At 67.8% G+C, this 24,095-nt stretch carries 20 protein-coding genes; 12 read left to right on the top strand and 8 right to left on the bottom strand.

Annotated features, from left to right (window positions below):
• Positions 1-3: 3 nt before the first annotated feature.
• From U1763_RS14110 to mdoH, 12 genes are all read left to right on the top strand, one after another.
• Positions 4-1,398, top strand: coding sequence for an FAD/NAD(P)-binding protein (locus U1763_RS14110; protein WP_332755689.1), 1,395 nt, complete (start codon positions 4-6; stop codon positions 1,396-1,398).
• Positions 1,399-1,403: 5 nt separating this feature from the next.
• Positions 1,404-2,522: a Na+/H+ antiporter NhaA gene (gene nhaA, locus U1763_RS14105; RefSeq protein ID WP_332755688.1), complete on the top strand. Its 1,119-nt coding sequence runs from the start codon at positions 1,404-1,406 to the stop codon at positions 2,520-2,522.
• A 128-nt stretch (positions 2,523-2,650) separates the two neighbouring features.
• Positions 2,651-3,499 (top strand): TorF family putative porin, encoded by an 849-nt coding sequence (locus tag U1763_RS14100; RefSeq protein ID WP_332755687.1) that lies wholly within the window; start codon positions 2,651-2,653, stop codon positions 3,497-3,499.
• Positions 3,500-3,615: 116 nt separating this feature from the next.
• Complete coding sequence (kdpF, locus tag U1763_RS14095) at positions 3,616-3,705, top strand: K(+)-transporting ATPase subunit F (RefSeq protein ID WP_055875324.1); 90 nt, start codon at positions 3,616-3,618, stop codon at positions 3,703-3,705.
• A 12-nt stretch (positions 3,706-3,717) separates the two neighbouring features.
• Positions 3,718-5,421, top strand: coding sequence for a potassium-transporting ATPase subunit KdpA (gene kdpA, locus U1763_RS14090; RefSeq protein WP_332755686.1), 1,704 nt, complete (start codon positions 3,718-3,720; stop codon positions 5,419-5,421).
• 14 nt (positions 5,422-5,435) lie between these two features.
• The gene (kdpB, locus tag U1763_RS14085; protein ID WP_332755685.1) at positions 5,436-7,466 is read left to right on the top strand and encodes a potassium-transporting ATPase subunit KdpB; all 2,031 of its coding nucleotides are present in this window, start codon (positions 5,436-5,438) and stop codon (positions 7,464-7,466) included.
• Between the two features lie 277 nt (positions 7,467-7,743).
• Positions 7,744-8,319 (top strand): potassium-transporting ATPase subunit KdpC, encoded by a 576-nt coding sequence (gene kdpC, locus U1763_RS14080; protein WP_332755684.1) that lies wholly within the window; start codon positions 7,744-7,746, stop codon positions 8,317-8,319.
• Positions 8,316-10,976, top strand: a complete 2,661-nt coding sequence (locus U1763_RS14075; RefSeq protein WP_332755683.1) for a DUF4118 domain-containing protein — start codon at positions 8,316-8,318, stop codon at positions 10,974-10,976. Before kdpC ends, U1763_RS14075 begins: the two co-directional genes overlap by 4 nt.
• Complete coding sequence (locus U1763_RS14070; protein WP_332755682.1) at positions 10,973-11,662, top strand: response regulator transcription factor; 690 nt, start codon at positions 10,973-10,975, stop codon at positions 11,660-11,662. The genes U1763_RS14075 and U1763_RS14070 overlap by 4 nt, the downstream gene beginning before the upstream one ends.
• A gap of 291 nt (positions 11,663-11,953) precedes the next feature.
• Positions 11,954-12,199, top strand: coding sequence for a hypothetical protein (locus U1763_RS14065; protein ID WP_332755681.1), 246 nt, complete (start codon positions 11,954-11,956; stop codon positions 12,197-12,199).
• An 87-nt stretch (positions 12,200-12,286) separates the two neighbouring features.
• Positions 12,287-13,780, top strand: coding sequence for an OpgD/OpgG family glucan biosynthesis protein (locus U1763_RS14060; protein WP_332755680.1), 1,494 nt, complete (start codon positions 12,287-12,289; stop codon positions 13,778-13,780).
• Positions 13,780-15,588, top strand: coding sequence for a glucans biosynthesis glucosyltransferase MdoH (gene mdoH, locus U1763_RS14055; protein ID WP_332755679.1), 1,809 nt, complete (start codon positions 13,780-13,782; stop codon positions 15,586-15,588). Before U1763_RS14060 ends, mdoH begins: the two co-directional genes overlap by 1 nt.
• A 118-nt stretch (positions 15,589-15,706) precedes the next feature.
• Here mdoH and U1763_RS14050 read toward each other — a convergent pair whose 3' ends face one another.
• The 8 genes from U1763_RS14050 to U1763_RS14015 all read right to left on the bottom strand — a co-directional run bounded on the left by U1763_RS14050 (position 15,707) and on the right by U1763_RS14015 (position 24,088).
• Positions 15,707-17,206 carry a DHA2 family efflux MFS transporter permease subunit gene (locus tag U1763_RS14050; protein ID WP_332755678.1) on the bottom strand — a complete coding sequence of 500 codons (1,500 nt, stop codon included), beginning with the start codon at positions 17,204-17,206 and terminating at the stop codon, positions 15,707-15,709.
• Complete coding sequence (locus U1763_RS14045) at positions 17,203-18,609, bottom strand: efflux transporter outer membrane subunit (protein WP_332755810.1); 1,407 nt, start codon at positions 18,607-18,609, stop codon at positions 17,203-17,205. The genes U1763_RS14050 and U1763_RS14045 overlap by 4 nt, the downstream gene beginning before the upstream one ends.
• A 131-nt stretch (positions 18,610-18,740) precedes the next feature.
• Complete coding sequence (locus U1763_RS14040) at positions 18,741-19,640, bottom strand: efflux RND transporter periplasmic adaptor subunit (RefSeq protein ID WP_332755677.1); 900 nt, start codon at positions 19,638-19,640, stop codon at positions 18,741-18,743.
• Entirely contained in the window at positions 19,637-19,843 is a 207-nt protein-coding gene (locus U1763_RS14035) for a DUF1656 domain-containing protein (protein WP_332755676.1), read from the bottom strand. The genes U1763_RS14040 and U1763_RS14035 overlap by 4 nt, the downstream gene beginning before the upstream one ends.
• Positions 19,840-21,897: an FUSC family protein gene (locus U1763_RS14030; RefSeq protein ID WP_332755675.1), complete on the bottom strand. Its 2,058-nt coding sequence runs from the start codon at positions 21,895-21,897 to the stop codon at positions 19,840-19,842. The genes U1763_RS14035 and U1763_RS14030 overlap by 4 nt, the downstream gene beginning before the upstream one ends.
• On the bottom strand, positions 21,894-22,346 hold the full coding sequence (locus tag U1763_RS14025) for a MarR family winged helix-turn-helix transcriptional regulator (RefSeq protein ID WP_332755674.1): 453 nt from the start codon (positions 22,344-22,346) through the stop codon (positions 21,894-21,896). The genes U1763_RS14030 and U1763_RS14025 overlap by 4 nt, the downstream gene beginning before the upstream one ends.
• A 214-nt stretch (positions 22,347-22,560) precedes the next feature.
• Complete coding sequence (locus U1763_RS14020) at positions 22,561-23,358, bottom strand: TOBE domain-containing protein (protein WP_332755673.1); 798 nt, start codon at positions 23,356-23,358, stop codon at positions 22,561-22,563.
• Positions 23,359-23,440: 82 nt separating this feature from the next.
• Positions 23,441-24,088 (bottom strand): nucleoside/nucleotide kinase family protein, encoded by a 648-nt coding sequence (locus U1763_RS14015; protein ID WP_332755672.1) that lies wholly within the window; start codon positions 24,086-24,088, stop codon positions 23,441-23,443.
• Positions 24,089-24,095 lie beyond the last annotated feature (7 nt).

Below are 24,095 nucleotides of genomic sequence, written 5' to 3'. Positions count from 1 at the left end.
CAGATGGACCAATCAGCAACTATGCCGCGGATCGCGGGGCCCGAGGATCATGTGGTGGTCGTCGGGGGCGGCTTCTCCGGCGCGCTGTTCGCGGTCAATCTGATGCGGCACGCGGGGCCGCGCGTGACGTTGATCGAGCGCCGCGACCGGCAACTCGCGCGCGGTGTCGCGTATAGTGCGGCGCATCCGGATCACCTGTTGAACGTCCGTGCCGGCAACATGAGTGCGCTGCCGGACGATCCCGACCACTTCGTCCGCTGGCTGGAGTCGCATGGCAAGGGCGACCGCAAGACTTTCGTCCCGCGGACGACCTATGGCGCGTATCTTCGCGAACTGCTCGACGCGGCGATCGCGGAATCGAGCGGCCGGTTGGTGCATGTCGAAGGCGAGGTCTGCGCGATCGATCCGGTCGAAGGCGACGGCGTGACGCTGACGATGGCGGATGGACGCAAGATCGCGGCCGATACGGCAGTGCTCGCGCTTGGCAACCTGCCACCGCATACGCCGCCCGGGCTCAAGCCGGATGCTTTGCCGACCGGCGTGTATTACGCGGATCCCTGGGCTGCGAACCTCGCCGAGGGGCTGGGTGCGGACGATACCGTCGTGCTGGTCGGGACCGGGCTGACCGCGATCGATGCGGCGCTGCTGCTCGATGCGCAGGGGTTTGCTGGCCACATCCTGGCGATGTCACGTCGTGGGTTGTCACCGCGCCGCCATGTCGATGGCGCGCCTGCGCACCGCGGCGTTTCGGATAAACCGCAGGGCGGGCTGACCGACCTCGTCCGCCATGTTCGTTCGCGGACCGAGGAGGGCGGCTGGCGCACTGCGGTCGACGAATTGCGGCCAGTGACGCAGATGCTGTGGTCGGCGGCGTCGCAGGAATTGCGCGGGCGTTTCCTGCGGCATCTGCGGCCCTATTGGGATGTCCACCGCCACCGCCTCGCGCCCGCGGTCGCCGATCGCGTCGAGGCACTCGTCGCGAGCGGGCGACTGACCTTCGCAGCGGGCAAGATCGTCTCCGCCGAAGCCGACGGGGCGCAGGCAAATCTGACGTGGCGACCGCGCGGCGAGACCGATCCGGTCGTCACGCGGGCCGCGCGGATCGTCAATTGCACGGGGCCGCAGGGCGATCTGTTGCGCTCCGAGGAGCCGCTCGTGAAGCATCTGCTCGCGGCCGGTGCGATCCGGCCCGATCCGTTGCGGCTCGGCGTCGACGTCGATGCTCAGTCGCGGGCGATCCGCGCTGACGGCACGCCCGACGACCGCATCCACTGTATCGGGCCGATGACCCGCGGCGGGCTGTGGGAGGTCGTCGCGGTGCCCGATATCCGCGTCCAGAGCTGGGATCTCGCGCGCCGCCTGTCCAACGCGCAATGGGTTGGCGGCGAAGGGCTTTGACCGCGGTGAGGCGGTTTTTCGCCGGCGAGGCGGCAGGGGCCATCGTGCTGCTCGCCGCGACGATCGCGGCATTGCTCGTCGCCAATTCACCGCTCGCGCCGGCCTATTTCGCGACGCTCCACCATGAAGTCGCCGGTCTGAGCGTTCATCACTGGATCGACGATGGTGCGATGGCGCTGTTCTTCCTGCTGATCGGGCTGGAGGTGAAAAGCGAGTTCATCTCGGGGCATCTCTCGACCTGGGGGGAGCGCATCCTGCCCGGCGCGGCAGCGCTCGCGGGCATGGTGGTGCCGGCGTGCCTCTATCTGCTCGTCAACATAGGGACGCCCGCCAATCTGCGCGGCTGGGCGATCCCGGCGGCGACCGACATCGCGTTCGCGCTCGGCATCCTGGCCCTGCTCGGATCGCGCGTGCCGACCTCGTTGAAGATATTGCTGACGGCGATCGCGGTGATCGACGACCTTCTCGCGATCCTCGTCATCGCGCTGTTCTACACCGGCCAGATCGCGCTGCTGCCGTTGCTTGGTGCGGGCGTGGGGCTCGGCGTGCTCGTTGTCCTGAACCTGTCGGGGGTGCGGTCGCTGGTGCCGTATCTGCTGATCGGCGTCGGGGTCTGGTACGGCGTCTTGCTGTCGGGCGTGCATGCGACGCTTGCCGGCGTGGCGGTCGCGTTGACGATTCCGTTGCGGACGGGGGACGGCCAGCCGCCGCTGAAACGCCTCGAACACGCGCTCCAACCTTGGTCGAGTTTCCTGATCGTGCCGGCGTTCGGGTTCGCCAATGCGGGTATCGCGTTCGGCGGGATGGTGGCGGCGGACGTGATCGCGCCGCTACCGGTCGGGATCACGCTCGGGCTGTTCCTCGGCAAGCAGGTCGGCATCTTCGCGATGATCCGCGGGCTCGTGATGGTCCGGCTGGCCGTAGCGCCCAGGAACGCGAACTGGGCTCAGGTCTACGGCATGGCGGTGCTGTGCGGGATCGGTTTCACGATGAGCCTGTTCATCGGCGGACTCGCGTTTGCGGACGCGCCGCACGCGCTGGATTCGGTCAAGATCGGCGTGTTCGCGGGCTCGATCCTGTCAGGCGTCGCGGGCTGGCTGATTCTTCGCCGCACCGCACCATAATTCTGACAATACTACGCGAAACATATGCTTCGGCCCGGCAATCGATCTCGAATTGCTACGTCGCCGGAGCCTAATTGGCAGGCCTCGCGAACCGCCATCCTTCCGGCGGCACGCGCATGGGGACCGCAATGCACATTCTTCGTTTCACCGCCGCCGCCGGACTTCTCGCCGGTCTCGCCACGCCCGCATTCGCACAGGATACCGCGCCGCCTTCGCCCGTCACCGTCAGCGGTTCGGTCACACTCGCGACCGACTACCGCCTGCGCGGCGTGTCGCAGTCGGACAAGGACGGCGCGATCCAGGGCGGGCTGACGATCGCGCACCAGAGCGGCGTCTATGTCGGCGCCTGGGGCTCGAACCTGTCGGGCTGGGGCACGTTCGGCGGCTCGAATATGGAGCTCGACCTGATCGGCGGCTACAAGCACAAGCTCGCGGACAACGCGACGCTCGACGTCGGCCTGACCTGGTACATGTATCCGGGCGGCGCGTCGAAGACCGATTATGCCGAACCCTATGTGAAGCTCAGCGGTACGACTGGTCCGGCGACGCTGACCGCGAGCGCCTTCTACGCACCGAAGCAGCAGGCACTCGGCAAATGGTATCGCACCGGCGCCGATGCCGCCGCGGGCGTCTACACCGACGCCGGCGACAAGGAGGACAACCTCTACCTCACCGGCGACGGTGCGTTCGCGCTTCCCGGTACGCCGATCACCGCCAAGGCGCATATCGGCCATAGCTGGGGCAATGACGGGCTCGGCCCGAATGCCACCAGCGCGGCGCCGACCGGCAGCTACTGGGATTGGTCGCTGGGTGCGGACACTACGTATAAAAATCTGACGCTGAATGTGAGTTACATCGACACCGACATCACGCGTCGCAGTGCAGCGTATCTCCAGCCGAGCTTCTCCCGCGGACAGGACGGCACCAGATCGATCGCCGACGGCACCGTGGTTGCCTCGCTCACCGCCGCGTTCTGAAAGGACCCTAGCTATGCAGGACCTACTCTGGATCGCGATCATGATCGGACTGGTGGCGGCGACGCTCGCCTATGTCCGCCTGTGCGACAACGCCTGAGCCCCGTGAGGACATCATCATGACCCTCGACCTCTGGCTCGCCGCGATCGTCGCGCTCGGGCTGCTGTTTTACCTCGTGGCGGTGCTCATCCGCCCCGAACGCTTTTAGGAGCGCGCCCTCATGACATTCGAAGGATGGATCCTCATCCTGGGCTTCGTCGGCATCCTGCTGGCGTTGACCAAACCCGTCGGCCTGTGGCTGTTCGCCTTGTACGAAGGCCGCCGCACGCCGATCCACGCGGTCCTCGGCCCCGTCGAGACCGGCTTCTACAAGCTCAGCGGCATTGATCCGAAGGCGGAGCAGGGCTGGCGCCGCTATGCCCTGCACATGATCGTTTTCAATGCCGTGCTGATGGCGCTGACCTACGCGGTGCTGCGTCTGCAGGGCGTGTTGCCGGGTAATCCGCAGGGGCTCCCAGGGCTCAGCCCCCACCTCGCGTTCAATACCGCGATCAGCTTCACCGCGAACACCAACTGGCAAAGCTATGCCGGTGAATCGACCATGTCGAACTTCAGCCAGATGTTCGGGCTGACGATCCACAACTTCCTGTCGGCGGCAACGGGCATCGCGCTGGCATTCGCGCTGTTCCGCGGGTTCGCGCGGCGATCGAGTGCGACGATCGGCAATTTCTGGGCCGACATGACGCGCGTCACGCTGTACGTGCTGCTGCCGATCTGCGTCGTCGTGACGATCTTCTACATCGCCAGCGGCGTGCCGCAGACGCTTGCCGGCACCGTCGACATCACCACGCTCGAAGGGCTCAAGCAGACGCTGACGCTCGGACCCGTGGCGAGCCAGGAAGCGATCAAGATGCTCGGCACCAATGGTGGCGGGTTCTTCAACGCGAACTCGGCGCATCCGTTCGAGAACCCGACCGCGCTCGTCAACCTCGTGCAGATGCTGTCGATCTTCGTCATCGGCTTCGGGCTGACCTGGACCTTCGGCAAGGCCGTCGGCAACACCAGGCAGGGCTGGGCCATCCTCTCGGCGATGCTCGTGCTGTTCCTCGCCGGCGTCACCCTCACCTATGCCCAGGAGGCCGCGGGCAACCCGATCCTCCACAGCATCGGCGTCGCAGGCGGCAACATGGAAGGCAAGGAGGTCCGCTTTGGGATCGCCGCGTCCGCCTTGTTCTCGGTCGTCACGACGGCGGCATCGTGCGGCGCGGTCAACGCGATGCACGACAGCTTCACGGCCTTGGGCGGCATGATCCCGCTGCTCAACATGCAGCTCGGCGAAGTCGTCATCGGCGGCGTCGGCGCGGGCATCTACGGCTTCCTGCTGTTCGCCATCCTGGCCGTGTTCGTCGCAGGCCTGATGGTCGGCCGCACGCCCGAATATGTCGGCAAGAAGATCGAGAGTCGCGAAGTGAAACTGGCGGTGCTGGCGATCGCCATCCTGCCGCTCGTCATCCTCGGCTTCACCGCGCTCAGCGCCGTGCTGCCCGACGGGCTCGCAGGGCCGCTCAACAAGGGGCCGCACGGGTTCAGCGAGATCCTCTACGCGTTCACCAGCGCGGTCGGGAACAACGGGTCGGCGTTCGCCGGGCTCACCGCCAACACGCCCTATTACAACGGCCTGCTGGGGGTCGCGATGTGGCTCGGGCGCTTCTTCATCATCGTGCCGATGCTCGCCATCGCCGGTGGTCTCGCGGCCAAGAAATACACGCCCGAAAGCGCAGGCTCGTTCCCGACGACGGGTGCGCTGTGGGTCGGCCTGCTGGTCGGGATCATCCTGATCGTCGGCGGCCTGACCTTCCTGCCGAGCCTCGCGCTCGGTCCCATCGCCGATCATCTCGCGATGATCAGCGGCAAAACCTTCTGACGGGACAAGCCAAAATGGCACGCACCCCTACCAAGTCGCTGTTCACGGCCGACTTGATCGTACCGGCGATCGGCGACGCTTTCCGCAAGCTCGATCCGCGGCAGTTGATCCGCAACCCGGTGATGTTCGTCACCGCGGTCGTCGCCACGCTGTTGACGATCCTCGTCAACGTCGGCGGCGACGGGCTCTCGGTCGGCTTCAAGATACAGCTGGTGATCTGGCTGTGGCTGACCGTGCTGTTCGGCACCTTCGCCGAAGCGCTCGCCGAAGGCCGCGGCAAGGCGCAGGCTGCGTCTTTGCGCGCGACCAAGGCCGAGCTGACCGCACGCCGCATGAAGGGGGATCAAGTCGAGTCCGTCCCCGCCAGCATGCTCCGCGCAGGCGACATCGTCCTCGTCACGATGGGCGACCTGATCCCGGCGGACGGCGAAGTCGTCTGGGGCGTCGCCTCGGTCAACGAAGCCGCGATCACCGGCGAGAGCGCGCCGGTGATCCGCGAGGCGGGCGGGGACCGCTCGGCGGTGACCGCGGGCACGCGCGTCATCTCCGACGAGATTCGCGTGAAGGTCACCGCCAACCCCGGCGAAGGCTTTCTCGACCGCATGATCGCACTCGTCGAGGGCGCCGAGCGGCAGAAGACGCCGAACGAGATCGCGCTGACGTTGCTGCTCGTCGGCCTGACGATCATCTTCCTGATCGCGGTCGGCACGATCCCCGGTTTCGCCAGCTATGCGGGCGGCCGTGTGCCGGTCGCGATCCTCGCGGCGCTGCTGATCACGCTGATCCCCACCACGATCGCCGCGCTGCTGTCGGCGATCGGTATCGCGGGCATGGACCGACTGGTGCGCTTCAACGTGCTGGCGAAGTCGGGGCGTGCGGTCGAGGCGGCGGGCGATATCGACGTCCTGCTGCTCGACAAGACCGGCACGATCACGATCGGCGACCGTCAGGCGAGCGAGTTCCGCTCAGTCGGTGGCACGCGTGACGAGGAACTGGCCGAGGCGGCGTTGCTGGCGAGCCTCGCGGACGAGACGCCCGAGGGCCGCTCGATCGTGGTGCTGGCGCGTGACAAGTTCGGTGTGACGACGAGTGCGTTGCCGGACGATGCGGAAGTCATCCCGTTCACCGCGCAGACGCGCATCTCGGGCGTGAAGGTAAACGGTTCGCTGATCCAGAAGGGCGCCGTCGACTCGATCCTGAAGGCCAATCCGGGGGCAGGGGCGACCGCCGCCGCCACCGAACTGCGCCGCATCACCGACGAGATCGCGCGCGCTGGCGGTACCCCGCTGGCGGTGGCGATGGACGGGCGCTTGCTGGGGGCGATCTTCCTCAAGGACGTCGTCAAGGCGGGCATCCGCGAGCGCTTCGGCGAACTGCGGGCGATGGGCATCCGCACGGTGATGATCACCGGCGACAACCCGCTCACCGCCGCCGCGATCGCGGCCGAGGCGGGCGTCGACGATTTCCTCGCGCAGGCGACGCCGGAGGACAAGCTCGAGCTGATCCGCAAGGAACAGCAGGGGGGCAGGCTGGTCGCGATGTGCGGCGACGGCACCAACGATGCGCCGGCGCTCGCACAGGCCGACGTCGGCGTGGCGATGAACACCGGCACGCAGGCCGCGCGCGAGGCGGGCAACATGGTCGACCTCGACAGCGATCCGACCAAGCTGATCGAGATCGTCGGCCTCGGCAAGCAACTGCTGATGACCCGCGGTGCGCTGACCACCTTCTCGGTGGCAAACGACGTGGCGAAGTATTTCGCGATCATCCCGGCGATGTTCGTCGCGCTCTATCCGGGGCTCGGCGTGCTGAACGTGATGCGGCTCGGCTCGCCCGAAAGCGCGATCTTGTCAGCGATCATCTTCAACGCGATCATCATCCCGATGCTGGTGCCGCTCGCATTGAAGGGCGTGGCGTACAAGCCGATGGCCGCGGGGCCGCTGCTCGCGCGGAACCTCGCGGTGTACGGGCTGGGGGGGCTGATCGCACCGTTCGTGGGGATCAAGCTCATCGACCTTCTGGTCGGTGCGTTGGGGATGGCGTGATGACGAAGCCTAACCCGTGGCGTGTACGTGCACCCTCGCACCGACCCCCAACACCACCCCGGCGAAGGCCGGGGCCCAGGTGGAAAGGTTGCGGTAACGAAGCGCACCCGTCGTTAGCAACGTCACCCAACTGGACCCCGGCCTTCGCCGGGGAGGTGCCTGGCAGGCTTGGGCGAGATGCGAAGCGTGCCGCCCTCACCCCAAAGAAATGTTCACCCGCGAAGGCGGGTGCCCAGACTGGGTCCCCGCCTTCGCCGGGACACATGGAGACGACAGAATGACCTCCGATTTCACCTCCGCCCTTCGCCCGGCGTTCGTCATGACGATCCTGTTCGCGCTGCTGCTCGGGATCGTCTATCCCCTCGCCATGACCGGGATCGGACAGGCCATCTTCCCCAGCCAAGCGAACGGCAGCCTCGTCATGGCCAACGGCAAGGCGATCGGCTCGACCGTCGTAGGCCAGGCCTTCACCACCGACCGCTATTTCCAGACGCGTCCGTCTGCAGCTGGCAAGGGCTATGACGGCCTGGCCTCGTCGGGCTCGAACCTGGGCCCAACCAGCCAAGCGCTTGTCGACCGCACCAAAGCCGACGTCGCCAAGCGCCACGCGGAAGGCGTAACCGGGCCACTCCCAGCCGATCTCGCGACCGCATCTGGTTCGGGTCTCGATCCCGACCTGTCGCCAGCCTCGGCCTATGCACAGGTCGCCCGCGTCGCGCGTACCCGCGGCCTCTCCGCCGACAAGGTCCGCGCGCTCGTCACCGCCAACGTCGACGGCCCGCTGCTCGGCATCCTCGGCGAACCACGCATCAACGTCTTCGCTCTCAACCGCGCCCTAGACGCCGCACGTTGAACGAGGAAGGACGACCATCCCCTGAGGCCCTTCTGCGACAGGCGTCGCAGGAGGGTCGCGGCCGTCTGAAGATCTTTCTCGGCGCCGCTCCCGGTGTCGGCAAGACGTACGAGATGCTCTCCGAAGGTGCCGAACGTCGCCGCGCCGGCGTCGATGTCGTCATCGGAGTGGTCGAGACGCACGGCCGCGTCGAAACCGAAGCGCTCACGCGGGGCCACGAGATCGTCCCGCGCAAAGCGATCCCCTACGAAGGCCGCACGCTCGACGAGATGGACCTCGACGCCATCCTCGAACGCGCCCCCACGCTCGTCCTCGTCGACGAACTCGCCCATACCAACGCGCCCGGCAGCCGCCACCCGAAGCGCTATCAGGACGTCGAGGAACTGCTCGCTGCGGGCATCGACGTCTATTCGACGATCAACATCCAGCACATCGAGAGCCTCAACGATGTCGTCGCCTCGTTCACGCGCGTCCGCGTCCGCGAGACCGTGCCCGACAGCATCGTCGAGGCCGCCGAGATCGAAGTCGTCGACATCCCGCCGGACGAACTGATCGAGCGGCTGAAGGCGGGGAAGGTCTACCTGCCCCAGGAGGCGACCCGCGCCCTCTCGCATTTCTTCTCCAAGTCGAACCTGTCGGCCTTACGCGAGCTCGCGCTCCGCCGCGCCGCGCAGGCTGTCGACGCGCAGATGCTCGAACATGTCCGCGCGCTCGGCGTCGGCGGCACCTGGGCGGGCGGTGAGCGGATCGTCGTCGCGATCAGCGAACTGCCCGGCGCGCTTGGCCTCGTCCGCGCCACCAAGCGGATCGCCGACGCGATGCATGCTCCCTGGACCGCGGTGTATATCGAGACACCCCGCGCGCAGACCTTCGGCGAGCCCGAGCACCGCCAGCTCGCCGCAGTCTTCAACTTGGCGACGCAACTCGGCGGCGACGTCGCCACCGTCCCCGCGACGTCGGTGGTCGACGGCCTGAAGACCTTCACGGCCGAGGCGCGCGCGACGCAGCTCGTGGTCGGCAAGTCCACCCGCTCGCGCTGGTTCGAGCTCCGCCACGGCTCGGTCGTCGACCAGATGGTCCGCGAGTCACCCGGCATCGCCGTCCACGTCCTGCCGATGGACCCACCCACCGCGCCCCGCGGCACGCGGGTGCGGACCGGCGGATGGGGCAGCAAGGCCGGCTACGCCTGGACGACGGCGATGGTCGCGGGTGTCACCGGCGTCGCGAGCGCGCTGTTCCACATTCTCAACCTCGGCAACGTCGCGCTGCTATACTTGCTGCCGGTGATGGCCGCGGCGAGCCTGTTCGGCCTTCGCACCGGGCTGTTCGCAGGTGTGGTTTCGTCGATCGCGTACAACTTCTTCTTCCTGCCGCCGACCGGTACGCTGACGATCAACAATCCCGAGAACGTGATCTCGATCCTGGTGCTGCTCGGCATCGCGTTCGTGACGAGCCAGCTCACCTCGCGAGTCCGCGCACAGGCCGACATCGCCGCCGCCAGCGCCCGCACCAACGCCGCGCTCGCCGGCTTCCTGCGCCAACTGACCTCCCTCAACGACCCGGTGGCGCTGGCCCGCGCGATTTGCGAGGAAATCGGACGGCTGTTCGGCGTGCGCGCGGTCATCCTCGTCGCGGAGGACCCCGGCCTTGCGGTGCAGGCAGCGAACGGCGCGGATTACCGGCTCGAGACGATGGAAATGGCGGCCGCGCAATGGGCCTATGATACGGGTGCGCCTGCGGGCCGCGGGTCGAGCACGCTGGCGGCGTCGGAGTGGTTCTTTCAGCCGCTGCGGTCGGGCGAGCGGACGCTGGCGGTGCTCGGCCTCGCGCGCGAGGCGGGTGGAGATCCGGTGCGGTCGGACCAGTTGCCGCTGCTGATGAGCCTGGTCGATCAGGCGTCGCTCGTGCTCGAACGCGCGCGGCTGGAGGTCGAGATGCGCGACGTCGATGCGGTGCGGGAGCGCGATCGGTTGCGGCAGGCGTTGCTGTCGTCGGTCAGCCACGATCTGCGTACGCCGCTGACCTCGGTGATGGCGGCGGCGGCGGAATTGCACCGCGGCGTCACGCCCGCGCTGATCGACACGATCGAGACCGAGGCGGCGCGGCTCAACCGGTTCGTCGGCAATCTGCTCGACATGGCGCGAGTCGAGGCGGGCGCGCTCCGGTTGCGGCTGGAGCCCACCGACCTGACCGATGCGGTGGCGGGTGCGGTGCATGATACGAAGCGCGTGCTCGAAGGCCATGCGATCGAGCTCGACGTCGCACCGAACCTGCCTTTGGTCCGCGTCGATCCGCAGTTGCTGCATCATTGCCTGCTCAACCTGCTCGACAATGCCGGGCGCTATGCCGATCCGGGCACGCCGATCGTGGTGCGTGCGGAACACCGCTTCGGGATGCTCAGGCTGTCGGTGATCGATCAGGGGCCGGGCCTGCCGCCCGGCCGCGAGAAGGAGGTGTTCGAGACGTTCCGCCGCCTCGAAGGCTCCGACCGCGCGATCGGCGGGACGGGGCTCGGGCTTGCGATTGTGAAGGCGTTCGCCGAAGCGATGGGGATGAGTGTCGAAGCCAGCAACCGCGAAGACCTGACGGGCGCTCGGTTCAGCCTGTGCTTCCCCGTGGCCCTGCTGGTCCGCGACACCGATGGAGCGAATCTGTGAGCGCACAAACGGTCCTGATCGTCGACGACGAACTGCATATCCGGCGGCTGTTGAAGAACACGCTGGAGCGCGCGGGATACGGCGTCGAGGAGGCGGTCGACGCGCGTGCTGCGCTGCGGATCGCGGGGAGCCGGCCGTTGACCGCGGTACTGCTCGATCTCGGGTTGCCCGATCGTGACGGGCTCGAACTGGTGCCGCTGCTGAAGAAGCTCGGCGATCCGATCATCCTGGTGGTCTCCGCGCGCGAGGCGACCGACCAGAAGGTAGCTGCGCTCGATCTGGGGGCCGAGGATTATGTGACCAAGCCGTTCGATACAGAGGAACTGCTCGCACGGTTGCGGGTCGCGTTGCGGGGGCGCGGCGAGGCGACGTCGCGGCCGACGGTGCTGCGTGCGCAAGGGGTGGAGATCGATTTCGAGCACCGCCTCGTCCGCCGCGGGAACGAGGAGGCGCATCTGACGCGGAAGGAGTTCGACGTGCTGTCGGCGCTGGCCGCGCATCCGGGGCGGGTCGTGACGCATCAGCGGATATTGGAAGCGGCGTGGCCGACCGATCATGACCGCCGGATCGAATATCTCCGCATCGTGGTGCGAAATTTGCGGCAGAAGCTGGAGGGGACGGGGGGCGTAGGGACCGTCATCGCGAACGAGCTCGGGATCGGGTACCGGCTCCTCGTCGAGGCCTGAGTGAAGAAAGCATGTTTCCCCGCGAAGGCGGGGACCCAGTCTGGGCTCCCGCCTTCGCGGGATAACAAGGAAACGGGCGGTCTGCTCTTTATTCCGCGCAACCAGCCGTCACGCTACCCAACCCAACCGTCACCCCAGCGAAAGCTGGGGTCTCCCTGCCATAGGTCGCCCCTGCCGCGAGAGGTCCCGGCTTTCGCCGGGATGACGAAGTTGCGCACTACGCGAACACTATGGCTCCCCCGCAAAATCGATCTCGAACGCTTATGCGGCTAGCGATAGCTGAAGCGTCGCATGACCGACGCCCGCCGCCTTCGCACCGACCTCAGCCTCCGCGCGAGCGGCTTCCTGTCGCTCGCGCTCGCCGCCATCGCAATCCACACGCTGGCCGGTCTCAAGCCATCGACCAGCGTACTCGCATTCCTGCTCGCCACGATCGGCTTCCTCTGCGCGAGTGGCGGCGCGATGCTGGTGATCGTCGGCCACCACATCCACGACCGGGTTAAGGTCAGCGCTCGCTGGCGACGCGTGGCGCGATAGGCCGCGCCGGGGGCGGGACCTGTCGACGCGCGCGCCCGATGTCCTTATGCTACCGCATTGCAGCATGATGACGAGGGAGCGCTCTGCATGATCGGTCGACGCGAAGTAATGACCGCGCTGGGTCTGTTGGGTGTCCTGCCACAGGCCGCCGCAGCGATTCGCGCAGCGCCCGGCAAGGCGGAGCCGTTTTCGTGGGAAACGCTTCAGCAACGCGCCGCAATGTTTGCAACGAAGCCGTACCGGGCCCCCGCCAAGGTCGCTGCCGCCGCGGCGATCGATTACGACAAGGTCGGCAGCATCCGCTTTCGCGCCGACAAGACGCTCGCCGGCGGCATCCGGCTGTTCCCGCTCGGTCGCTATGCGCCGATGCCGGTCGCGATCAACGTCGTCGAGGGCGGGCAGGCGCGCCGTATCGAGTTTTCGCGTGACCTGTTCGAGGCCGAAGAGGGGCATGCCGCCGCGCTCGGCATCGCGGGTTTCCGCGCGATGGCGCCGGGCGGGACCAGCGACTGGATGGCGTTCCAGGGCGCATCCTATTTCCGCACCGCCGGCGCGCAGGATCAATATGGCCTGTCCGCGCGTGGGCTCGCGATCAACACGGGGCTGCCGGGTCGCGAGGAATTTCCCGACTTCACCGAATTCTGGATCGAGCGGACCGGCGCCGACGCGTACACGATCTACGCGCTGATGGATGGAGCCAGCGTCACGGGGGCGTACCGGTTCCAGTCGCGGCATGTCGCGGGCGCGGGCGTCGAACAGCAGGTTTCATCCGTACTGAACATCCGCCGCGACATCGAGCGGCTCGGCGTCGCGCCCGCGACCAGCATGTTCTGGTACGGCGAAGGCAACCGCTCCGCCGCGGTCGATTGGCGGCCCGAGATCCACGACTCCGACGGCCTCGCGTTGCTCACCGGCGCGGGCGAGCGCATCTGGCGACCGCTCAACAATCCGCCGCACGATACGCTCGACAGCTTTGCGGATCAGGCGCCCAAGGGCTTCGGTCTGATCCAGCGCGACCGCAATTTCGATCATTATCAGGACGACGGGGCGTTCTACGATCGCCGGCCGAACCTATGGGTTCAGCCGCAGGGCGATTGGGGCAAGGGTGCGGTGATGCTCTATGCGTTCCCGACCAACAGCGAGACGGTCGATAACGTCGTCTCGTTCTGGACGCCGGCTGCGCCTGCCAAAGCCGGCCAGCGGTTGCAGTTCGATTACACGCTTTCGTGGCAATCGAGCGACCCGACCGCGGTCGCCAGTGCGGCGCATGTCGTCGATTGCTGGCAGGGCGTCGCCGGCCGACCGGGTTCCGAGCCGGTCAAGGGCGCGCGGAAGCTGGTGGTCGATTTCATCGGCGACGGTCTTGCCGGACTCGACCGGCAGAGCGGCGTGACCGCGAAGATCGACGTCGTCCGCGGCAAAGTTCTCGCCAACGCGGCGTATCCGGTGGTCGGCCAGAAAAACCACTGGCGCGTGACCGCCGACATCGCGCCCGATGCGCAGGGCCCGGCCGACGTCAGGTTGTTCCTCACGCGCGGCGGTCGCGCGCTCAGCGAAACCGTGCTGACGCCGATCTTCTGATGCCCGCACTTCCCGCTATGATGCCGGGCGAGTCACCGATCGAGATGCTCCCGCAGCGTTTCGACGGTCCGCCGCCGCCCTGGTCCGCGCCCGAGCCGGGGCCGGGCATGGTCGTTTCGAACGACGATATGCTTGCGCGCCGGATCATCCTCATCCTGATGACCGGGCTGCTCGCCACCGCGGCATCGTCCGCGGTGCAGGAATCGCTGCTCGCCGACGGGCTGAGCCTGTGGGACGCGGTGTTGCTGGCGCTGTTCTTCCCGTTGTTCGCGTGGATCGCGTTCGGCTTCATGAACGCGGCGATCGGCTTCGTCCTGTTGATGACCGGCGGGCATCCGGGCTTCGTGCCCACGCCGCGCCAGTCCGAACCGCTGGAGGGTCGCACCGCGATCCTGATGCCGGTTCACAACGAGGATATCGATGCGGTGTTCGAGCGGATCGCGTGGATGGCGCGCGCGATCGCCGCGGGCGGTGTCGCCGACCGGTTCGATATCTTCATCCTGAGCGACTCTGGCGAAGCGGCGGAGGCGGTCGAGGTCGCGGCGTGGCACAGGCTCGCACCGACGCTCGATTGCGCGCTCTATTATCGTCGTCGCACCGAGAATGTCGGCCGCAAGCCGGGCAACGTCGCCGAGTGGATCCGGCGGTTCGGCGGCGGCTATCGCTATATGCTGATGCTCGACGCGGACAGTTTGATGGGCGGCAACACGATCATCGGCATGGCGCAGGTGCTCGAACGGCGGCCTGCGGTGGCTCTGCTCCAGACCGTGCCGGCGGTGATCAACGGCGTCACGTTTTTCCAGCGCTGGATGCAGTTCGCCAGCCGCCTTTATGGCCCGATCTCTACCGCGGGACTCGTCTGGTGGTCGGGTTCGGAGGCGACGTTCTGGGGCCACAACGCGATGATCCGGATCGAGGCGTTCGCGTCGAGTTGCGGCCTGCCCGATCTCCCCGGTCGCGCGCCGTTCGGCGGCGTCATCATGAGTCACGACATGGTCGAGGCGGCGTTGCTCCGCAGGCGCGGCTGGCGCGTGCACATGCTGATGACCGAGGAGACGTTCGAGGAATATCCCCCAACGCTGATCGACGCGGCGGTGCGCGACCGGCGCTGGGCGCAGGGAAATATCCAGCATCTCAGCCTGCTGACGTCGTCTGGGTTCCACTGGGTCAGCCGGCTGCAACTGCTGATGGGCGCATCGGCGTTCATCACCTCGCCGGTGTGGCTGTTGATGATCGCGACCAGCGTGGTGCAGGCATTGCTTGGCGAGCGTAATATCGTCGAGGCGCAGACCTCGTTGCAGGTGCTGTTCGTGACGCTGCTGCTGCTGTTCGGGCCGAAGCTGCTGAGCGTGATCTGGGCGTTCTCGAATGCGGAGCGGCGCGCGGGGTTTGGCGGGCGGCGGGGGATCGTGCGGTCGGTGCTGGTCGACGTGCCGTTCTCGATGTTGTCCGCGCCGGTGATCGCGTTGACGCAGACGATGGACCTCGCCGGGATATTGATGGGGCGCAAGTCCGGCTGGGCGCCGCAGAACCGCGATGCGCAAGAGTTGTCGCTGGCGGACGTGATGCCGCGCTATCGCTGGCATGTCGGGGTGGGCGTCGCGCTGCTAGCGGTGACGCCGTTCGCGCCGGTGACCGCGGCGTGGCTCGCGCCGGTGACGCTGGGGCTGTTGCTCAGCCCGTTCCTGACGATGCTGACGGCGAGCGAGAAGGCGGGGAAGTGGGCGACCGGTCACGGTATGTTCGTCGAGCCCGGCGAGCATGTGTCGGTTCTCTCGCGGCCGTCGCTGCCGGCGCACAGCGGGTAGCCCCGCGCGCCCTCCGTCATTCTGACGAAAGTCAGGACCCAGGGTCACAAGCGGTGCTATTCGTGGCTCTGGGTCCTGACTTTCGTCAGGATGACGATAGGGGTGTCAGGACGGCCGACTAGGCGCGGTGTCCGCTCAGCTCCGCCCCGGCATCCACCTCGAACCGGCGGTTCCAGATCGTCGCCGACGCCGACACCGCGGTCACCATGAGGAACGCCAGCGTGAAGTCCGTTAGCGCCGGCCGAGTCGCGCCGGTGCCGAGCATTCCGACATGCAGCGACGCCGCCCCCACGCAGATCCCGAGCGACAGCATCAGTTGCTGGAACGTCGCGTAGAAGCTGGTCGCGCTGCTCATCCGCGACGAGGGAATCTCGTCATACGCGATCGTGTTGTACGCCGAGAACTGGAACGACATGAAGAAGCCGGATAGCATCAGCACGCCGAAAATGACGGGGATCGGCCAGTCGGGGCGGAAGAGGCCGGCGACCGCGTAGCCCGAACTCGCGCATAGCCCGCCGACGATCAGGCTGTTGCGGAACCCGAAGCGGCGCAGCACGCGCGGGGCGAGCCCCTTCATTCCCAGCGAGCCGATCGCGCCGGCGATCGTGATCGCGCCGCTCGCCGCTGCGGTCATCCCGAAGCCCAGTTGGAGCATCATCGGCAGCAGGAACGGCTGCGCGCCTTGCGTGATGCGAGTCAGCGATCCGCCGATCACCGACAGGCGGAAGGTGGGGATCCGCATCAGCGACAAGTCGAGGATCGGGTCGCTGCGGTGTTTCGCGTGGCGGATGTAGGCGACGCCGGCAATCAGTCCGACCGCGATGAGCACCATCGCGCGCGGCAATTCGCCTGTCCTGCTCGTCATCTCGAACCCGAACAACAGGCAGCCGAGCGATACGCCCGACAGGATGAAGCCGGGGACGTCGAACCGCGCCGGTTTGTCTTCGCGCACCTCGCCGATGAAGCGCGTCACCAGCACCACGCCGAGCAGGCCGATCGGCACGTTCAGGTAGAAGATCCAGCGCCAGTCGAGATAGGTGACGATCGCGCCGCCAACCGGAGGGCCGAGTATCGGGCCGATCAGCGCGGGCATGATCAGCCACGACATCGCCTGGACCATGTCCTCCTTGGCGACGCTGCGGAGCAGGACGAGGCGGCCGATCGGGATCATCATCGCGCCGCCGAGACCTTGCAGGAAGCGGGCGACCATCATGAACGGCAGGCTGGTCGCCTGGCCGCAGAGCATCGATCCGCTGACGAAAATGAGGATCGCCGCACGGAAAATGGTGCGCGAGCCGAATCTGTCCGCGAGGCGTCCGCTCGCCGGGATGAAGATCGCGAGCGCGAGCAGGTATGAGGTCAACGCGGAGCTCATGCTGGTCGCGGGCACGCCGAAATCGCGTGCCATTGTCGGCAGCGCGGTGGCCAGCACGGTCGAGTCCATCTGTTCCATGAACAGTGCACACGCGATGATCAGTGCGGTGATGCGGTAGTTGCTCGGCGTATGCGGCAGCGCGTCCGGATCCTTGGCGACGCGCGCGATGGTGTCGGCGGCAGGCATGATGCCGTCGCGGATCTCGCTGTTGATCGAGGCGAGCCCGCGTCTGCGGAGCCTCATGCCTGCCACCCCCCGCCGAGTGCCTTGAACACGTCGACCTGGCGATCGACGAGCAGCGCGTCGGATGCGGCTAGGTTCGCCTGCGCGGTGGTGAGCGCGGCCTGCGCTGTCAGCAGCGACAGGAAGTCGGTGCGGCCGAAGCGGTAAAGCGTGCCGGCCTGATCCGCGGCGCGCGCGGCGCTGGACTGCGCGCGGCGGAGGGCTGCATTGCGGTCGCCTTCGCGGGCATAGGCGGACAGTGCCGTCTCGGTCTGGCGCAGGGCTTCGAGCGTGGTCGAATCGAACTGCGCGAGCGCCTGGTCAGCGGTGGCGCCGGCTTGGGCGATCTGGGCGCGAACAACCGGGCGGTTGGGGAAGCTCCAGCTTATCAGCGGCCCGAGCCCGAGGTGGAACGCGTTGGTCGAGCCTAGCGACGACACCGGCCCGGTGAAGCCTGCCGAACCACCGAGGCTGACCTGCGGATAAAGGTTCGCGGTCGCGACGCCGATCCGCGCGGTGGCGGCGGCGAGCGTGCGTTCGGCGCCGCGGATATCGGGGCGGCGGCGGATCAGCGCTGCGCCGTCGCCGATCGGGAGCGGACGGTTGAGCGCGGGCGGCTTTGCGCAGGTGGCGACGTCCTTCGGGTAATCGGCGGGTGCACGGCCCATCAACGTCGCCAGCCGGTATAGCGCGGCGGTGCGGGTTGCGACCTGGGCGGGGATCAGCGCTTCGCTCTGGTCTACCGCGGTTCTGGCGCGCGTCACTTCGAAGGCCGTCCCGCGGCCGCCGCGTTGCAGGCGTTGCGTCACGTTGAGAGTCTGGCGTTGTAGGGCGAGGATGCGGTTGTTGGCGGCGAGCACCGAATTGGCGGTGCACGCGGCGGCATAGCTGCGCGCGGTTTCGGCTGCGACGGTGACGCGGACGTTGTCGCGTGCGGCGGCAACGGCCTCTGCGTCGCCTTGGGCCGCCTCGATCCCGCGGCGGATGCGGCCGGAGAGGTCGAGCGGATAGGCCAGCGTGATGCCGAGGTTATAGTCGAGCGTGCCGGGGAGGCTGCCGCCGGTCGTGTACGGGCGGTCGAGCGAGGTGCCGCCGCCGAGCACGGTCGACAGCGTACGGCCGGCGGCGACTTCGGCGACGACCGCATCGGCGCGGCGCAGGTTGGCGTCGGCGGCGCGCAGGTCGGTGTTGGCGGCGAGCGCTTCGGTGACGAAGCTGTCGAGGCGGGGGTCGCCATAGAGCTGCCACCAATGGTCGGGGAGCGGGGTGTCGACGAACGCTTTTTCGTGGCCGCTGTCGAACTGGCCCTGGGCGGAGGGGTTGTTGACGGCGGCGCGGTCGGGGAGGGCGTAGTTCGGGCCGGCGGTGGTGCAGGCGGCGAGGGCGAGTGCGGCAATGACCGTCGCGAGACCGTGGCGGCCAATACGCGCAATGCTCCCTCTTCCGTCATCCTGACGAAAGTCAGGACCCAGAGCCACGCAGGACATCGCTTGTAACCCTGGGTCCTGACTTTCGTCAGGATGACGGCGGGGGGTGGGGCGGAGGGGGACGAGCATCATGCCGTCGTCCCCGGCGCGACGCGCGGCTCGACCGTCACCGTTGCGGTGCGGCCGACGATCAGCTGCGTTCCCTTCGGCACCTGGGTCAGCTTCACGCGCACCGGAATGCGCTGCGCCAGGCGCACCCAGTTGAAGGTCGGGTTGACGTTCGGCAGCAGGTTCGTCGTGTTCGTCCGCTCGCTGTCATTGATACCCGCGGCGATGCTGTCGACGCGGCCGTGCAGCGCCTGCGGCTCGCCCATCAGGTGCACCACTACGGGGTCGCCGAGATGGATGCTGCCGAGCTTGGTTTCCTCGAAATAGCCCTCGACGCGGAGTGAATCGGTGTCGACCAGCGCCATCGCCTGCGCGCCGGTCGCGATGTAGTCGCCGGGGTGGAGATCGAGGTTGGTGACGATCCCGTGCACCGTCGCGCGCACCGTCGTCCTTGCGAGGTTCAGTGCCGCGGTCGACCGCGCGCTCTGCGCCTGGGCAAGCGCGGCGGACGCGGTGGCGACGCGCGCGACGTTCTGCTCGTGTGTTTCCTTCGCTACCAGATCGCCGAGCGCCAGATCGCGCTGCGCTTCACGGCGCGCCTGCAACAGCGTCGCACGGGCGCTTGCGATCGAGGCGTCGGACTGCGCCAGCGTCAGTTGGAAGCGCGGGCGATCGACCACGAACAGCACGTCGCCGGGCTTTACCGCCTGATTGTCGTGCACCGCGACCTGCGTGACCAGCCCTGCGACGTCGGGCGTCACGCGGACGATATCGGCGCGGATATGCCCGTCGCGCGTCCACGGATCGGTCTCGTAGCGCTGCCATAGCCACAGCGCGACCAGCACCGCGAGCGCGACGATGATCAGCGTGACGGCGGAGCGACCGAGTGGGGCAAGCAGCGATTTCAGGCGGGTATTCATGCGGAAGGTCCGGTCAGCAGGGCGAGCAGCCCGAGGATGAGGATGAACAAGGCGAGGTCGACGAGCGGTCGATAGGTGACCGCGCGATAGGCGCCGGCGAACGCGAGCAGCCGCGTGGCGACGCCGGTGAGGAAGACGGCGGCGACCGCGAGCAACAGGATGCTCGGCAGATAGACGCCGCCGATCGAGATTTCGCCGGTCATGCGGCCACTCCGTACGCTGGTGCCTGATAGGGGGACGCCGACGGGAACAGGTTGCGACGCAGCGAGGTCAGCGCGAGTATGCTCGTCCGGTGGCGATCGGGCGTGGATGTGGCCATCGCCGCCATCGCGGTGTCGATCCCGGCGAGCAGATCGGGTTCGGGGGGCGCAGGCTCGTTGGGGCGCAGGGCGCGGTAATGTGCGCCGATCCCGCGCAGCACCGGCGTGATCATCGCGGCCTCGTCGGGCGTACCGTCGAGCCGCAACTGCTTGAGTTCGCCGACCGCAACGCCGACGCGCAGATCGGTCAGCGCGTCGAGCAGCGGCTTGCCCGGATCCTCGCCCTGCAAGGCGAGCCGCGGCGCGAGCAGGCCGATCCGGTCGAGCATCCGCGCGATCCAGCCGGCCGCATCGGGGCGGCTCATCGAGTCGCTGCGCACCGCCAGTTCGCGCCAGCCTGCACGGATCAGCCGCCGCGCGCTGGTGTCCGCGCCGATCGTCTGGAACAGGCCGACCGTTACCACCGCGAACAACGTGCCGACCAGCTGGGCGATGCCGCCGTTGATGAAGCTGTTGAAATCGGTGCCGAAGCGGTCGTTCAGCCCGACCGTGTTGAGGCCGCCGAGCAGTGCGCCTAGCGTTACGAGCAGAGTCGTCGGGCGCGCGAGGTACATCCCGCCGATCAGCATCGGCGGCGCGAGGACCGCGACCAGAGTCACGAAATCGGTCACGCGTGGCAGGATCGCGAAGGCGTAGATCGCGGATATGACGAGGCCGAGGATGGTGCCGTAGAAGAACGCCTTGATCGCCGGCGCGGGATCGTCGCTGTTGCCGAACAGCGCGCAGCACACGCCCGCGATCAGCACCGCGCCGGCGCCGTCGGCCCAGCCGGTACCGATCCAGAAGACGCAACCGAGCAGGATCGTCGCGACCGTCCCGGCGGCGGCGCGCAGGGCGATGCCGCGGTCGCGGTGGAGCGGGCGCCTGGCGATCCGGGCGAGCAGGCGGGCGACTGCGGGGGTGACCGGCGCGCGCGACGGCGAGCGCATCTGGTCGCGCAGGTCGCGCGCGTTGCGGTGCGCATCGACCAGCTCGCCGAGCCGGGCGAGCAGGCTGAGCCGCAACGCATCGCGCCAGATCAGCGTGTCACCGACCGGCGGCTCGAGCGCGCGGGCGCGTTCGATCAGCGCGTCCGCGGTCGAGCCGCGGTCCGCTACAGGCGGAGGTTCGCGCAGCCACTCGCGGACGTCCTCGATCAACGCGAGGGCCTCGGGACGGGGTGCGTCGGCACCGCGTTTCAGCTCGACGATGCGGTCATCGACCGCGCTGGCCAAGGGGAGCAGCATCGACAACTCCGCCTGCAACGCGCGGAGCGTTCGCGTGCGGGGCAGGAGCCGCGCAGTGTCGAACGGGAGGTGGATCGAGAGCTGGTGGAGCTCGTTGATGTCGAGCGCGAGCCGTCGGCGATCGCGGTCGAGCGCGGCGTCGGACGCGCCGGCGAGCGAATCGCGCGACCAGCGTTCGGCATCCGCGAGGATCGCGTCGATCCGGGCGAGCAGAGTCGCGGTCACGGTCTGCGGAAAGACGAAGCCGTGGATCAGGCTGCCGCAGAGAATGCCGATCGTGATCTCCTGCACGCGCAACGCGGCGATCGTGAACACCGCGCCCGGCGTCGTGACAGCGGGAAAGCCGATGATGCTGGCCGTATAGCCTGCGAGCAGGAACAGGTACGCGCGGGGCGTCCGGTCGAGCAGCGAGATATAGAGGCACAGCCCGAGCCACAGAGCGAGGCCGAGCGAGAGCAACTCGGGGGCGTTGACCAGATTGGGTACCAGAACGACCGCGGCGACCGCGCCGAGCACGGTGCCGGCGACGCGGAACACCGCCTTCGACAGCACCGCGCCCGCGAGCGGCTGCGCGACGATGTACGACGTCGTCACCGCCCAATAGGGGCGCGTCAGCCCGATCCTCAACGCGATGTAATAAGCGAGGATCGCGGCGACGAAGCATTTGACGGAGAAGAGCGCTTCCTTCCCCCCGAATCGGGCGAGGTTCATCGCGCGCGATCCGCCATGAAACGTGCGCCGAGCCGTTCCGCGACGTGGAGCGCGGTGGCGAGATCGGCGTCGGACACGTCGTCGAGCATTGCCGCGCGCAAGGTCGCGAATTTCGCTTCGATCGTGGTCACGAGGGCGCGGCCGTGTGTGGTCAGGCGGATACGGCTGACGCGAGCGTCGGCGGGGTCGCGCCGACGCTCGACCAGGCCCGCCGCGGTCATCTGGTCGATCGAACGGACCAGCGAGGCCTGCGTCACGTCGAGCTGGCTGGCGAGATCGGTCTGGCGAATGTCGTCGCCGAGCCGCCCGACCTGGACGAGTGCCCAGCCGGTCGACGCGGAGACGTTCATATCGCGCAGCGCACGATCCGCTGCCTGCCGCCACATCTTCGCGAGCGGGAGCAGCGTGCGCGCGTAGGCGGATTCGAGGGCGGCACGGGGGGAAGTCATTAGCGTGCTAAGTAATGCCGTTTACTTATGCTGCAATGCGGAATCGGTTTGTGACGGAAAAGTTAGAAACGTCCGCGGACTGATCGGCACCACCCCGGCGGAGGCCGGGGCCCAAGTGGAAAGGTTGCAGTAACGGAAGGCCGAACTCAGTTAGCAACGTTACCCAATTGGGCCCCGGCCTTCGCCGGGGTGGTATCGGGTAGAGCGAGCGGTGTTACTCGACCGCCAAGATCACATGGCTCGCCTTGACCAAGGCCAGCGCGCGCGTGCCGATCTGCAGGTCGAGCGCGTCCGCACTCTCCTTGGTCAACGTTGCGGTCAGCGTCTTGCCGAGCGTGAGTTCGAGCGTCACTTCGCTGGAGATCGCGCCGTCTTCGCGCGCGATGACCGTCCCCGCCAGGGTGTTGCGGGCCGACGTCCGTAGGTTTTCGTCGCCTCGCGCCAGGATGACGAAGCTCGACTTGATCAGTGCCAGCGCGGTCGCGCCGGGCACCAGCCCGAGATCCTCCGCACTGCCGCGCGTGATCGTCGCGACGATCTCGACACCCTCGGCGACGGCCAGCGTTACCTCGGCATCGATCGTTCCCGGCGTCACCTGCGATACGGTCCCCCGCAAGACGTTACGCGCGCTCGTCTTCATCCCAATCCCCCATAGCAAAGGCTTCAACGACAACCCGTTCGACACGCTCGCCTCGATCCGTGCCATCGCGCTGGCTAGTTCGGTCTCGGCGACCGCATAGCCGTCGAGCACGGCGATGCCCGCCTCGGTGATCGGGCTCGCGCCGCCGTCCTTGCCGCCCGCTGCGGGGAGGACGAGCGGGCGGTCGAACAGGTTGTTCATCACCTGCACCGCGTCCCACGCCGCCTTGTAGCTCAGCCCGACGACCTTGGCCGCGCTGGTGATAGAGCCACCGTCGCGGATCGCGCGGAGCAGCGCGATCCGGTCGGCGCCGACGCGACCGGTCTGATCCTTGGCGAGCAGGATTGTGGCGTGAAGGGCCGGGTCCGTCATCCCTGCGTCATACTCACTGGCGGATGCGGAAGGTAAGCCCGATCGTGCGCGCGTGGCTCGGCGTGGCGAGGATGACGGCGGGTCAGGCTAGGAGCGCTACGATCTCCGCCGCGATCTCCGCGGGTAACCGCGACGCGCCGCCCGTCACCGTCGACACCGTCGCCCAGCGCCCGAGTAGACCGGCCTCGGCCATCGCCGCATAGTTAATCCGCACGCGGTCCTGCAGCCCGGTATCCGCCTCGTACGCATCGAACGCATCGTCGGTGTAGGACCGCTTGCGCTTCTTGAGGATCAGCCCGCGGGCGATGTCGGCGGGGGTGTCGAGATATACCGAGAGATCGGGCTTCGGCAACGCGAACGAGCCCGTCTCGAGGTCGGCGATCCACGTCATCATCGCATCTGCCTCGTCAGCAGGCACCTGTGCCGCCTGATACGCCATGTTCGAGGCGATATAGCGATCGAACACCACCACCTCGTTCGCCGCCATCGTCGCCAGCAGGTGCTCGCGCGATTCCATGCGGTCGAGCGCATACAGCACCGCAGCCGCTTTCGGCGACGTGCCGCGCGGGAGCGTGCCGGCCAGCATCGCGCCGAGCGCCCAGCCGCCGACCGTTTCGGTATAGCGCGGGAACGACATGATTTCGGCGGTGCGGCCGGCGGCGCGCAGCTGCTCGACCACCAACGCCGAGGCGGTGGCCTTGCCCGCGCCGTCGGCGCCTTCGATTGCCATTAGGAAG

It is taken from the genome of Sphingomonas sorbitolis (assembly GCF_036663875.1).
In the GTDB taxonomy this organism is placed as follows: domain Bacteria; phylum Pseudomonadota; class Alphaproteobacteria; order Sphingomonadales; family Sphingomonadaceae; genus Sphingomonas.
This window is presented reverse-complemented; position numbering and strand designations above follow the sequence as displayed.